This is a genomic window from Legionella stuttgartensis, assembly GCF_977063405.2.
In genome coordinates, this window is sequence record NZ_CDRUHA020000111.1 from 29891 (window position 1) to 42119 (window position 12229).

Consider the following 12229-nt stretch of genomic DNA (forward strand, 5'->3'; position numbering starts at 1 on the left):
AGCAAGAATGAGACTATTGCTAGTAGAAGACGACGAGTTACTTGGTGATGCGGTCAAAACCGGCTTAACCCAATTTGGTTATATAGTAGATTGGCTTAAAGATGGTGAAGCAGCTCGCGCGGCTTTAAAATCCGAATCATTTGAGCTAATTATTCTAGATTTGGGTTTACCAAAGCTATCTGGACTCGCATTATTACAAAGCGTACGCCATGATGGTAATCCTACTCCAGTTATTATTTTAACAGCCCGAGAATCAGTTGAAGATCGTGTAAAGGGATTGGATAGTGGAGCAGATGATTACTTAATTAAGCCCTTCGATCTCAACGAACTTAGCGCAAGAATCAGAGCTCTAGTTAGACGTTCACAAGGCCGTGCTGACTCAGTTCTGCAATATAGAAATATTACTCTAGATCCAGCCGCCCACTCCGTATTCGTTGATGATGTTTTAGTTAATGTTCCACGTAGAGAATTTGCATTATTACAGAAACTTCTAGAAAACAGCGGTCAGGTTTTATCACGTGAACAGCTCATGCAAAGTATTTATGGTTGGGAGGAAGATGTAGATAGTAATGCACTTGAAGTTCATATACATAATCTACGTAAAAAACTTAATGCCAACTTTATTCGAACAATTAGAGGTGTTGGATATATGGCAGAAAAAAATGATGGTATTGCTGTATCGTGAAATCTTCTATAAGAAAGTTTCTTCTAATCAATCTATTGTTGGCCATTACTATAACGACCACATTAACTGCTATAGGTAACTACTATCTTGATCAAAAGGATATTCAAGATCACTTGGATAGTTTAATGGCCGTTTCCGCTCTTTCTTATCAAGCTTTATTAGGTGATGATCTTCATCAACGCCCTCTTGCGAAAATTCAAGAAGCACTCGAAACAATCCCGCAAAAGATTGATACATACTATCAAAAGAGATTTCTGAATGAAGAGCCTCCTGAAAATTATCTCGATAAGTTTAATTTTCAAGTGTGGACCAATGGTGGAAAACTGTTATTGCATTCCTCCTCAGCACCCAAAATTCCTTTGACTTCTGAAGTAGATGGATTTAGTGATAAAAAAATATCCACCCAAGATTGGCGTGTTTTCACTACTTACAATGATAAAGCAGGAATTCGCACCGTTTTAGCTGAGCGTTACGATACCCGAAACGAGCTAGGTCATCGAATTGCACAAGATGACCTCTATATTATGCTTTTAACATTCCCATTATCTGGCTTATTAATATGGATTATTATTGGCCGTGGTTTAGATAGTCTGGATAAGGTTGCAGAAGAAGTAGCTAACCGCGCCCCCACTCATCTTGAACCGGTTGATTTACACGAAGTTCCGGAAGAAATCAAACCCGTAATTGACGAATTGAATAAATTGTTTTTCAGACTCAAAGAAGGATTCGAACGCGAAAAACGTTTCGCAGCTGATGCAGCGCATGAACTACGCACCCCTCTTGCCGCACTAAAAACACAAGCGCAAGTAGCATTGCATTCTAATGATATAGAGGAAAAAAATCAGGCACTACAAAAGCTTATTGCAAGTGTTAATCGAAGTACCCACATAGTTCAACAGTTACTTACTATGAGCCGACTTGTACCAGAAGCAGCGCACATGGATGAGAAAGATGAAGTTAACTTAAGTCGATTAACTCGCGAAATACTTGCTATGCTTGCACCTGCGGCGGTCGAAAAGCAAATTGATCTTGAATTTGAAAGTGATGCAGAAAATTTAACTGTTTATGGAAATTCTACTGCTCTGGGAATATTAATTCGTAACCTTGTTGATAACGCTATACGATACTGTAATGCACATGGACGGATTATCGTACGTCTGGCTAAATTAAAAAATGAGATAATGCTTGAAGTCAGTGATAACGGACCAGGTATCCCAGCGGAATTACAATCACGTGTTTTTGAGCGCTTTTTCCGTGTCTTAGGAAACAAAAGCCCCGGAAGTGGTCTTGGCTTAGCAATAGTTCAGCAAATTTCCGAATTGCATGGTGGAAGACTTATGCTCGATACCCCTAAAGAAGGCACAGGTTTAATTGTAAGATTCTTCATACCTGTCCAAGAAAATAAATAATGTAGTAAACAGGTGCATATCTGCACCCGAAGAATAAAATAAAATGCCTCTTCCATTCCATACATTTCATTAGCGAGCTGCTAAAACTTGCAATGCATCACGGATAAGCTGCTCACAACTTTTAGAATTATCATTCACCTTATTGACTGCTTTTAACGCTTCTTGAGGCCTATACCCCAATGCTTCTAAAGCACACACTGCCTCATCTTGACCACTCATTATAGGAAGCGATTTATTTAGAGAAGCCGAAGCGGACATAGAAAATTGTTTCATACTATCACGCATTTCAACGACTAAACGTTCCGCCGTTTTTTTACCTATGCCTGGCAACTTCATTAAAATGGAAGCGTTTTCCTGTTGAATGCATTGAATAAATTCATTCGGTGTTATACTCGAAAGAATTGACATGGCCAGTTTTGGACCAATACCATTCACTTTAATTAAAGCTCTAAATAGCTCTCTCTCTTGTCTCTCTAAAAAACCATACAAAAGTAAAGCATCTTCACGAACTACTGTGTGTATGTGTAACCCTACTGAACCATTTAAACTATCCAACTGAAAAAAGGTATTTAATGAGGTTTCGACATCATATCCTACACCATGGACATTAAGAACCAATTTTCCTGGTTGATGTTTATCAATAATTTGTCCATCCAACCAACCAATCATCTCTTTCTTCTCCTTAATCCCCGCCTGCCAATTACTGATGACAAATTATGACGCATATGACTATGGCAAATTGCAATTGCCAATGCATCTGCAGCATCTTTCTGTGGCGCCTTATTCAGGGCGAGCAAATGCACGACCATGTGACTTACTTGCGCTTTTTCAGCTGCTCCATAACCAACAACCATTTGCTTAATTTCTCGTGCTGAATACTCGCTTACTTTAACACGATGAGATGCAGCAGCAACCATAGCCACCCCGCGTGCATGCCCTAATTTTAGAGCTGAGTTTGGGTTTTCATGCATAAATATTTGTTCAATCGCCACTTCATCTGGTGAGTAATGATCCATTAATTGACAAATACCATCATATATTTGCAATAATTTTTGACTCAGCTCACCATCTGGAGTAGTACGTATACAGCCACTATCAACGTACTCGATTTTACGGTCTGATTCTTTTATCAGACCGTATCCAGTAATCCTTGAGCCAGGATCTATCCCTAAAATAATGGCCATTAATTCATTGATTCTAGAAGTTTTTCTGAGAACTCAGCATTACTATATACTTCTTGAACATCATCTAAGTCTTCCAACATATCGATTAATTTCAAGAGAGTTTCCGCCGATTCATCATCAATAGAAACTAAAGTTTGTGCACGCATGGTTAAATGAGATTGCTCAATATCTAAGCCTGCTTCTGTAAGCGCATTTAATACACTATGATAGGCTTCAACTGGGGTAATCACTTCAATCTGACTATCATCAACAGAAACGTCATCGGCACCAGCATCTATAGCAATTTCCATCACCTGTTCTTCAGACTGTCCAGGCGCCATAAGAATCTCTCCTTGATTGTTGAAGAGATAAGATACTGAACCATCAGTCCCCAAATTGCCACCGCACTTAGTGAATGCATGACGCACTTCGGATACAGTTCGGTTTTTATTATCCGATAAGCAATCGACAAGAACTGCAACTCCTCCGGGTCCATAACCTTCGTAACGCATGGCCATCATTGTTTCGCCTTCGAGTCCACCTACACCGCGCTTGATGGCATTATCAATTGTATCCCGCTTCATATTTGCAGCAAGCGCTTTTTTAACTGCATCCCTTAATCTTGGATTAGAAGACTCTTCTCCTCCTCCCATACGAGCCGCTACGGTAATTTCACGAATTAACTTAGTGAATATTTTTCCACGTTTTGCGTCTTGAACTCCTTTCCGGAATTTAATATTTGCCCACTTACTATGACCTGCCATAACACTACCTCAAACCATATTTAATTTTGTATAAATTATACATGCTCTTTTGTTAAAAAGAATAACTTAACTTACATTTGGACTCGACATTTTTAACTTTTTTAGACTATAGTAGCCACCATCTTTACGTTTTTAAAGTTATTGTAAATAAATGTGGCCTGAAAGAAGCGTGGTATACTCCAGGTTAACACTACAGTACATATTCCCCGGGTTTCGCTGCGCTCTACCCAGGCTACTCAATGAACCATAAACACTAAAGGAGATAACAGTGTATTTGCAGGGATTTGGTAATCATCATCAAACTGAAGCAGTTCCAGGCGCTTTACCAAGTAGCCAAAATTCACCACAACACTGTAGCTTAGGTCTTTATGCCGAACAATTAAGTGGAACGGCTTTTACTCGTCCAAGACAGAATAACCTACATAGCTGGCTTTATCGCATTTTACCTTCTGTTGCTCAAGGTACTTATCAAGCCTATGAAATTGAACTGTTTAAACCTCATCATGCGGAACAATCTCCAAATCCCTTACGTTGGTCTCCCATAGAACTATTTAAAGAAGAAAATTTTGATTTTGTTGAAGGAATGTTTCATCTTGCTGGAAGCCAACATGTGAATGCATATGTTTATCATTGCACTCGCTCCATGCACAATAAATACTTTGCCAATAATGATGGCGAAATGCTTTTTGTTCCTTACTTAGGAGAAGCAAACTTACACACTGAGTTTGGAAAATTAAATATATGTCCCGGTATGATCGCTGTTATTCCTCGGGGTGTTAAATTCAAAATGGAACTTATTGGTCCCGAAACAAAAGGATATCTATGTGAAAATAGTGGTAGCCCTCTTACTCTACCTCCGCTAGGTGTCATCGGTGCAAATGGTTTAGCTAATCCACGACATTTTCAATATCCAATTGCAGCGTTTGAACAAGGTGTTACGCAAGCAACTGTTATATGTAAGTACCAAAATAAATTATGGACAGCGAAATGCGATCACTCCCCTCTTAATGTAGTAGCCTGGCACGGTACTTATGCCCCCTATTGTTATGATTTAAGCTTGTTTAATACAATTAATACAGTCAGCTTTGATCATCCTGATCCTTCTATTTTTACCGTGTTAACTTCCGAAAGTGATACCCCCGGTGTAGCAAATTTAGACTTTGTCATTTTTCCTCCTCGGTGGATGGTAGCCGAACATACATTTAGACCGCCCTATTACCACCGAAATTATATGAATGAGCTCATGGGACTTGTGCGAGGTGAATACGATGCTAAAAAAGAAGGGTTCTCGCCCGGCGGCGTAAGTATTCATAATTGCATGACACCCCATGGACCGGACCAAGTAAGTTTCGAACAAGCGGTAGCACAAAAATTAGAGCCTGAACTGTATTTGAATACCTTAGCTTTTATGTTTGAAACCCGGGATGCATGGATGGTTACTGAGCAGGCCATGCGTATACCTCAGATGCAAAAAGATTATGCTGATTGCTGGAAAGGACTTAAGGTAAATTTTAAATGCCCATAAACATGGCATAGGTGCAACTTGGCTGCACCAGAATAAGTTCAGGAAGCTCATTGAACGAAGTGAAAAGGGATCTCCGTCTTTGCGGAGATACCCCCAATTACAGTTAAATTGCTCTCATAAAGTTTCAACCAAAAACTTTAAGTCCTTTATTTAAAGCACAATCAAGCTGATAAGTTGCGAGCTGTTTAAAATTCGTAGCATCCATCACTGTATTTTTTATAGAAATGTTTCCATCTGAGCTTATATTATATTTAACGAGTTCAAAGATAGGAATACCGCGAGCAACAGGATTATCCAAAGTAAAATGCTTTATTGAGGCAGTAATTCGTTTATCATCTATAATAAGGAAAGCATCAGGTTGTACCGATGCGGTAATAGAATTCAAAGACGGTTTTTGTGAACTACATTCTTGAATATTCATTACTAAAGTAACTTTTTTTCCTTGAGAGATTGCATCAGAAATGTCCATAAATGTTGTTAATTGTTCTGCACGAACCACTGAAGATAAAACAACTAAGACCAATAAAATCATTTTCTTCATTACAACTGCTCCTTATCTTTTTTTATTAATATAAAAAATGTAAACGTTCTCGCCCAATCCACTAAACAGTTACTAAAAAAATAGCCTGGTTAAAACGAAGTAGTTCCTTCATTTTAACCAGGCTAAAATAAATGGATTAAGATTTTTGCAGTTAAAATTTAAAACAAATCTTCCTGCGTTAATCCCATTTTTTCCAATAAACCACGTAATGTTTTTAATGCTTCAACTTGGATTTGACGAACGCGCTCTCGTGTCAAATCAATTTCTTTACCTACATCTTCAAGCGTTGCTTTTTCAAAACCTCTTAAACCGAATCTTCTTGCAATAACCTGTTGTTGATTTTCAGTCAGCTTATCCAATAAAGATTCTATATGTAAACGCAAATTTTCATTGGTGAGCAACTCTGCAGGATTCACGCTGTTTTCATCAGCGATAGTATCCAATAAAGATTTATTTTCATCAAAACCAATGGGTGTATCAACAGAGGTTACTTTATCATTTAAACCCAACAACTTTTGAACATCTTCCAATGGTTTATCAACCATTTCTGCAATTTCTTCAGGTGAGGGCTCATGATCCAGTTTTTGTGTGAGTTGTCTTGCGGCCCTAAGATACACATTCAACTCTTTAACCACGTGTATCGGTAAACGAATTGTCCGCGTTTGATTCATAATAGCACGTTCAATCGTTTGTCTAATCCACCATGTCGCATAAGTTGAAAATCGAAAACCTCGTTTAGGATCAAACTTCTCGACTGATTTCATTAGGCCTAAATTTCCCTCTTCAATTAAATCAAGAAGAGGTAAACCGCGATTAAGATAACGACGTGAAATTTTAACTACAAGACGTAAATTGGATTCGATCATCTTTTTGCGAGCAGCAACATCTCCTTTTAAAGCAAGAGTTGCATAATGCACTTCTTCTTCAGCGCTGAGCAAAGGAGAAAATCCAATTTCACTTAAATAAAGCTGTGTCGCATCCATCATTTTTTGTGCATTTTTGCCACGAAATGAAGGGAATGCAATATCATCCGAAAAATCAGGAAACTCGGTAACTTCTTCTTCATCTTTTTCAAGAAGCGAATCAATGTCCTCCTCTATTAAGAGCGATTCATCGTCTGGTTCAGACCATTCTTCATCCTTAAGTTCCGGTTCTTTTATTGACTCATCGTCTTCGTGCATTGTTTTTCACCTATAGTGTTTCGTTATGTTGAGAAATTTATTCCATAACTTCATTATACTTCATAAAAACATTATTGTTGCTATAACTATAAGTTATCTGTCAACCTTTTTGTAGATAATTCAAAGGATTGACTGGTACACCCGACCTTCTGATTTCAAAATGAACACCTGTATACTTGCGATCGATAACACCCGCTATTGCGATAATTTGTCCTGCTTTCACATGCTGTCCTTCAGAAACCATAATGCGTGTGTTATTACCGTACGCAGTTAAATATCCCTGATTATGTTTAACAATAATCAAATTACCATAACCAGCTAAACCACTTCCAGCATAAGCGACTACACCACTTGCCGCAGCAATTACTCGCTCACCTTTTTTACATGCAATATTTATGCCTTTCTTACCTTGTTGAGGAACAAATGATGTAACAACACGTCCACTCACAGGCCACATCCATCCAGAAGCAGAGCGTGCATACCTATTCGCAGGCGAATAAATTACAGCAGGTCGTGCCTGTCTTTGGGGTGCAACATAATAATTTCTCTTTGTTATCGGTCGACGCGCTGTTTGTCTATGTCTCGAAGTAATGCCTCGCAAATTGATAACCTGCCCTACTCTCAAAGAATAAGGAGGATTAATACGATTCAAGCGAGCTAGAGTTATATAATCAGTATCATAGCGAAATGCAATAGAAAACAGGGTGTCTCCACGTTTTACGACATACGCTTTTTGATGGCGCCAATAAGGATTCCATCTAGATTCCATAACGGGAGCTAAATTATTCCCGCAACCTACTAAAGTCATTATGAGGAAAAGACATAAAAATCTTTTGCAAAATGTGACTATCATTTATTACCCCAAGCAAATTATTTTATTGAATGTGGATCTCATCGAGCCAGTTGGCTAATTGATCGAACATTTTGTAATTCGTCATATCCAAATGAAGTGGTGTAATTGAAACATACCCTTCGCTTATAGCATAAAAATCGGTTCCAGGTCCGGCATCAGCCTCTGCCCCAGGCAAGCCAATCCAATATATTGGCCGTCCTCTAGGGTCCTTATCTTTTACTACAGGCTCAGCACCATGTCTCGTTCCCAAACGGGTTACTTGCATCCCTTTTATTTTGTCCAAAGGTAAATTAGGAACATTAACATTTAAAATAGTTTGGGAAGGCAGGCGATGTTGACTTAACTGCATCACCAACTGTTTAGCAATCGTTGCTGCCGTATCATAATGCTGAATATTCTCCCCTACCATAGAAATCGCAAGGGCAGGCAAGCCTAAATAACGACCTTCCATTGCAGCAGCTACAGTACCTGAATAAAGAATATCATCTCCTAAATTAGCACCATCATTAATTCCAGAAACAACCATATCAAATTCAGTATCTAAAAAACCAGTTACCGCTAAGTGCACACAGTCCGTTGGTGTACCTTCAACACTATAATAGCCATTATCCAATTTTTTGACTTTTATTGGTCGAGACAAAGTCAAAGAATTGCTTGCTCCACTTCTGTTTCTGTCGGGGGCAACGACATCGATTTCAACAAAAGTTGACAGCTCGCTCGCTAGTCTATTAATTCCAGGTGCAAAAACCCCGTCATCATTACTTATTAATACTCTCATTTTTTAACTCATAGGTGATTCAAACCATCTAACCACTGCTAAATGATCGGCTAACTCACGTTTGTTTTGAGTTAAATTGGCTTGTAAATTTTCATTATTATTCTCAGTTTTCAATTGTGCTTGCTGTTTAACAATCGTCTCTTGTAACGCCATAATTTTTTTTCCGAAACCTTGGGGACTAAGTTGTAATTGATAGGCCAGTTTATTCATACGATTGGCAAGAACTTCCATTTGTTCACAAGTCATACCCTGTGGTTGTCGTTCAGGACAAGCTTTCATCGCTTGTTGCAATTCATTAGGATGTGATTTGTAATAATGTTCATTTTTCGCTGAGCAAGATGTTAATCCAAAAATGAGCCATAGTGCTATCAAACATTTATTCATACGCAACCTATTATAAACTACAAAAAACCGATATTATCATTACACAACTGCTAACGCCATCTTATGAGATAACCATGCTTGATTTTAAATTGCTACGTGATCCACAAACAGGAGAACAATATATTGAAACCTCTCTTTGTGGAAAACCCCTTCTTACCACTCCTCAGTTGAACAAAGGGACGGCGTTCACAAACGAAGAAAGAAAAGAGTTTGGCCTATTAGGCAAGCTACCACATCGGGTTGAAACATTGGATGAACAAGTCAAACGAGCGTATTTACAATATTCCAGTTATACCACGCGATTACAGCAAAACATTTATTTAAATAATTTGCACGATAAGAATCAGATCTTATTCTATAAATTAATCAATCGCCATTTAGGTGAAATGCTTCCAACAATTTATACCCCCATAGTAGGAACTGCAGTAAAACGATTCAGTCATGAGTACCGACAACCTCGCGGCTTATATATTTCTCATTCAGATAAGAATCAAATAGAAGAAATATTAAAAAATCGTTCTAATCCAGAAATTGATGTGATTGTCGTTACGGATGGAGAAGGTGTTTTAGGTATTGGTGATCAAGGGATCGGCGGAATGGATATTCCCGTTGCCAAACTAATGGTCTACTGTTTGTGTGGGGGCATCGAGCCAACTCGTACCTTACCGATATTTCTTGATGTGGGCACAAACAATCAAGATCTCCTCAATGACCCTATGTATCTTGGTTGTCGTCATCCTCGCATCAGTCCAGCAGCATATGATGAGTTTATCTCCACTTTTGTTCATGAGATTCATAAACAATTTCCCAATGCATTTTTACACTGGGAAGATTTTGGTCGAGGGAATGCACGACGCATCTTGGAAAAATTCCAAGATCAATTGTGTACCTTTAATGATGACATTCAAGGTACAGGTGCCGTGACATTAGCTGCTTTATTAGCTGCCTGTGATGTAACCGGCTCAAAACTGCATGAACAACGTATTGTTGTTTTTGGTGCTGGATCAGCAGGAACCGGTATTAGCGATCAAATTATTGATGCGATGGTACGTGAAGGGATTAGTCCTGATGAAGCATATCAACGATTTTGGCTAATTGATCGGCAAGGTCTGTTGCTCACCACCGATCCCGATCTTACTGAAGCACAAAAGTGTTATGCACGGGATCCTAGAGAGATAAATAAATGGGCCATCAATGAAAAACAACATCCCTCACTGACTGATACTGTACGACATGTGAAGCCCACAGTACTTATTGGTTGTTCTGCGCAACCAGGTGCGTTCTCGCAAGACATCGTTGAAACCATGTCAGTCAATTGTGAACGCCCTATTATTTTTCCCTTATCAAATCCAGATGAAAAATGCGAAGCCAAACCTTCAGATATATTAACGTGGAGTCAAGGCAGAGCCCTAATTGCTACAGGTACAGCCTTTCCTGAGGTTGAATACCATAATCGAATGGTACAAATTGCACAATGCAATAATGCATTGGTATTTCCTGGCATAGGGTTGGGAGTTCTCGCGGTAAACGCAACAAAATTAACAAAAGAAATGATTCTAGCCGCAGCACATGCTTTATGTAAGTTTGCACCTAGTAAAAAAGAAAGTTATTTGCCTTTATTACCCTCTTTGGATGATGCACAAACCGTTGCTAAAGAAATTGCGGTTGCAGTAGCACGTTGCGCTATCGATTCAGGGCTCGCCCAAAAAAATAATGATGCTGATTTAGAAAAATTAATAGAAGATATGTTTTGGGAACCAAGATATTTACCGTTTAAGTATAAAAAAGCATGATCATTAGTAGCCTGGGTGCAGTGCAGCGCAACCCAGGCTAAATCCGAATTAATTCCCATCAGGCTTTACAAAATTTACTTGAACGCTTTTCAACGTAGCCGTATCAGGCTCCCAAGAACGCGCATATTTAAGTACAATTACAGTACTATCGGGATAACTTTTCCCCTTCTGTCGCGCAAAGGTGAAATGCATTTGCCCGCCAGCGCCAATTAGATTGGTTTTCGGTCTTTCATAACTGCTACTACGGAGTGTTAATAAATTTTTATCGAAACGTACAATTGACCATTGAAATCCTGTGGTTGGATTTGCTGGTAACGTGACTACAAAACTTGGAGCATTCACATTCACGTTCATGGATGAATTATTATTTGCATGGATCATCGTTGATAAGCTAATAAGTAACAAACTCAGTACGGTTTTCATTAACCTACTCCTTTTTTATATCCTACAATCAGTTTAGCCTATTTCATCAGGATCAGTTCCCTTTTGTTTTAATTCTGCCCATAAAACTGTCAAAATACAATTCACTCAAATGTTCAAAATTTAAAATTCTCTGATAAAAGTTAACTATTTGACTCTATTGATTAAATTGGATACTCTGCGCAAAGCTCAATCACCGAGAGGATTTTATGTTATATTTAATTGGCTGGGATGAAATTAGTGAAATACTGGATTTAAAAAATGAAGCAGGAGATGAAAATTACTTTTCAGGAATCATTGAGCGAACGGTAAACACCTATCGAGAACGTCCCGGTTTTTTTAATCGATACCGAGATGGTCAGGAGTTTGCTGGCGAACTACTAGCGCCTGTTTGGTACCCTTTAATATCTACGCTTGGTACCGCGTTTATGGCATTTACTGCAGTTGTAGCTGCGTGTTACTTCGTTGGATTTATGTTGTTCGGTCTTTTATCAATTTTAATGATGGATGAGGGCTACCGTAATACAGCTTTAGAGGGTGTCCACAATAGTCTTGCACTAACGGGTTTAACGCTTCTTGGCACTGCAGCAGGCCTGTTGGTGACTCTTGTCAGCATCCCCCATAGTATTTTTTCACTTTTTTCTCGTTCAGTCGCCACAGCAGTTGCAGCAACAACTGAGGGGTGTGATGATGATCTTCAATTTGTAATGTAACCAGGAATTTAAGTAGCCTG

General features: G+C 38.8%; 14 protein-coding genes. 5 read left to right on the forward strand and 9 right to left on the reverse strand.

What is annotated here, in order from left to right; genetic code table 11:
• Positions 1–7: 7 nt before the first annotated feature.
• Positions 8–685 (forward strand): response regulator, encoded by a 678-nt coding sequence (locus ACWTEW_RS37635; protein ID WP_058512365.1) that lies wholly within the window; start codon positions 8–10, stop codon positions 683–685.
• Positions 682–2094 (forward strand): ATP-binding protein, encoded by a 1413-nt coding sequence (locus ACWTEW_RS37640; RefSeq protein WP_454783095.1) that lies wholly within the window; start codon positions 682–684, stop codon positions 2092–2094. Before ACWTEW_RS37635 ends, ACWTEW_RS37640 begins: the two co-directional genes overlap by 4 nt.
• Before the next feature lie 69 nt (positions 2095–2163).
• Here ACWTEW_RS37640 and ruvA read toward each other — a convergent pair whose 3' ends face one another.
• From ruvA to ACWTEW_RS37655, 3 genes are read right to left on the reverse strand one after another with little or no spacing between them, the layout of a single operon-like run.
• Entirely contained in the window at positions 2164–2763 is a 600-nt protein-coding gene (gene ruvA, locus ACWTEW_RS37645; RefSeq protein ID WP_454783096.1) for a Holliday junction branch migration protein RuvA, read from the reverse strand.
• Entirely contained in the window at positions 2760–3278 is a 519-nt protein-coding gene (gene ruvC / locus ACWTEW_RS37650; protein WP_454783097.1) for a crossover junction endodeoxyribonuclease RuvC, read from the reverse strand. The genes ruvA and ruvC overlap by 4 nt, the downstream gene beginning before the upstream one ends.
• Positions 3278–4021, reverse strand: a complete 744-nt coding sequence (locus ACWTEW_RS37655; protein ID WP_454783098.1) for a YebC/PmpR family DNA-binding transcriptional regulator — start codon at positions 4019–4021, stop codon at positions 3278–3280. The genes ruvC and ACWTEW_RS37655 overlap by 1 nt, the downstream gene beginning before the upstream one ends.
• 268 nt (positions 4022–4289) lie before the next feature.
• Between ACWTEW_RS37655 and hmgA the strand changes: the two genes are divergently transcribed.
• Positions 4290–5546 carry a homogentisate 1,2-dioxygenase gene (hmgA, locus tag ACWTEW_RS37660; protein WP_454783099.1) on the forward strand — a complete coding sequence of 419 codons (1257 nt, stop codon included), beginning with the start codon at positions 4290–4292 and terminating at the stop codon, positions 5544–5546.
• 124 nt (positions 5547–5670) lie between these two features.
• Here the strand turns inward: hmgA and ACWTEW_RS37665 are convergent, their stop codons facing one another.
• From ACWTEW_RS37665 to ACWTEW_RS37685, 5 genes are all read right to left on the reverse strand, one after another.
• Complete coding sequence (locus ACWTEW_RS37665; RefSeq protein ID WP_454783100.1) at positions 5671–6087, reverse strand: VirK family protein; 417 nt, start codon at positions 6085–6087, stop codon at positions 5671–5673.
• 158 nt (positions 6088–6245) lie between these two features.
• Positions 6246–7268, reverse strand: a complete 1023-nt coding sequence (rpoS, locus tag ACWTEW_RS37670) for an RNA polymerase sigma factor RpoS (protein ID WP_454783101.1) — start codon at positions 7266–7268, stop codon at positions 6246–6248.
• A gap of 100 nt (positions 7269–7368) precedes the next feature.
• Positions 7369–8121 (reverse strand): peptidoglycan DD-metalloendopeptidase family protein, encoded by a 753-nt coding sequence (locus ACWTEW_RS37675; protein ID WP_454783102.1) that lies wholly within the window; start codon positions 8119–8121, stop codon positions 7369–7371.
• A 22-nt stretch (positions 8122–8143) separates the two neighbouring features.
• Complete coding sequence (gene surE, locus ACWTEW_RS37680; protein WP_454783103.1) at positions 8144–8899, reverse strand: 5'/3'-nucleotidase SurE; 756 nt, start codon at positions 8897–8899, stop codon at positions 8144–8146.
• Positions 8900–8902: 3 nt separating this feature from the next.
• Positions 8903–9283: a hypothetical protein gene (locus ACWTEW_RS37685; RefSeq protein ID WP_454783104.1), complete on the reverse strand. Its 381-nt coding sequence runs from the start codon at positions 9281–9283 to the stop codon at positions 8903–8905.
• 74 nt (positions 9284–9357) lie between these two features.
• Between ACWTEW_RS37685 and ACWTEW_RS37690 the strand changes: the two genes are divergently transcribed.
• Positions 9358–11076, forward strand: a complete 1719-nt coding sequence (locus ACWTEW_RS37690) for an NAD-dependent malic enzyme (RefSeq protein WP_454783105.1) — start codon at positions 9358–9360, stop codon at positions 11074–11076.
• A 48-nt stretch (positions 11077–11124) separates the two neighbouring features.
• Here ACWTEW_RS37690 and ACWTEW_RS37695 read toward each other — a convergent pair whose 3' ends face one another.
• Entirely contained in the window at positions 11125–11499 is a 375-nt protein-coding gene (locus ACWTEW_RS37695; RefSeq protein ID WP_454783106.1) for a protease inhibitor I42 family protein, read from the reverse strand.
• A 206-nt stretch (positions 11500–11705) separates the two neighbouring features.
• Between ACWTEW_RS37695 and ACWTEW_RS37700 the strand changes: the two genes are divergently transcribed.
• On the forward strand, positions 11706–12209 hold the full coding sequence (locus tag ACWTEW_RS37700; protein WP_454783107.1) for a hypothetical protein: 504 nt from the start codon (positions 11706–11708) through the stop codon (positions 12207–12209).
• The last annotated feature ends 20 nt before the right edge of the window (positions 12210–12229 follow it).